Raw genomic sequence first — 1,152 nt, 5'->3', positions numbered from 1 at the left:
GGCGCCGGTGCCCGCGGGCAGCGCGGCCAGCTGGGGCAGGGGAGCGGTGGCCAGCGCCCGGGCGGCCAGCACGTGGACGTCAGGGGTCCCGGTGAGCAGCCGGCGGGCGGCCCCGGCCTCCCGCGCGTACTCCAGCCGCCACGGCAGCCAGCGGAGCAGGAGCCAGCCCACCGGCAGCACCACCAGGACGACGGCGAGCACGGTCGCGAGGGTGCCGACGGCGTCCTGGGCAGCCTGGCCCGCTCCCGACACCGAGCCGCTCGCGTCGGCGAGCGCGTCGAATGGCGCCGCGAGCTCGTCGCCCACGACCGGTACGTCCTCGGCCACCCCGGCCGCCGAGTCCATGTTCCCGGCCACGGAGTTGCCGAGGTCCTCGACGGCCCTGCCGGGTTCGGCTAGGACGAGCACCGCCGCGTGGACCGTGCGCGCGACCAGCACCCAGAGCACCAGCCACGCGAGCATGCCGAGGTCGGCGGCCAGCTGCCGGGCGCGCAGGACGGGGTGCTGGGCGTAGAGCTGCATCGCTGCATCCTCCGGCGTGTGCGGGGGGCCCGCAGACGATGCACCGGTCGGGCGACGACCGGCCCCTTCGACCGGCTGGTGCGGGCCCCGCGTGCCTAGACTCCGGCCGAGGCGCCGCCCCGACCGGGCGCGCCCACGATGCGGTGGGGGAACCGTCACCACGGGATGCCCGCCAGACCAGGAGTGCGACGATGCGGGTCGGGGTTCCCCGAGAGGTCAAGAACCGGGAGTACCGGGTGGCGCTCACCCCGGCAGGGGTGACCGAGCTCGTGCGGGCCGGGCACGAGGTGCTCGTCGAGCGGGGCGCGGGTGAGGGCTCGTCGATCCCCGACGGCGACTTCACCGCCGCCGGCGCCCGCATCGTGGGCGCGGCCGACGACGTCTGGGCCGATGCCGACCTGCTGCTCAAGGTCAAGGAGCCGATCGAGGAGGAGTACGACCGGCTGCGTGCGGACCAGACGCTGTTCACCTACCTGCACCTGGCCGCGTCCAAGGAGTGCACCGACGCCCTCATCGCCTCGGGCACCACGGCGATCGCCTACGAGACCGTCCAGACGCCCGACGGCGCCCTGCCGCTGCTGGCGCCCATGTCGGAGGTCGCCGGCCGCATGGCCCCTCAGGTGGGGGCGC

The 1,152-nt window shown here is 75.8% G+C and carries 1 protein-coding gene and 1 pseudogene; one reads left to right on the top strand and one right to left on the bottom strand.

The window, feature by feature from the left end; all coding sequences use genetic code 11:
* Positions 1-522 (bottom strand): hypothetical protein (locus tag E4P40_RS27635; RefSeq protein WP_135161473.1); only part of this gene is annotated, 522 nt, incomplete at its 3' end.
* A 191-nt stretch (positions 523-713) separates the two neighbouring features.
* Here E4P40_RS27635 and E4P40_RS27630 point away from each other — a divergent pair.
* A pseudogene (locus E4P40_RS27630) lies at positions 714-1,152 on the top strand (alanine dehydrogenase); the annotation flags it as partial.

The organism is Blastococcus sp. CT_GayMR20, from assembly GCF_004570345.1.
This window is presented reverse-complemented; position numbering and strand designations above follow the sequence as displayed.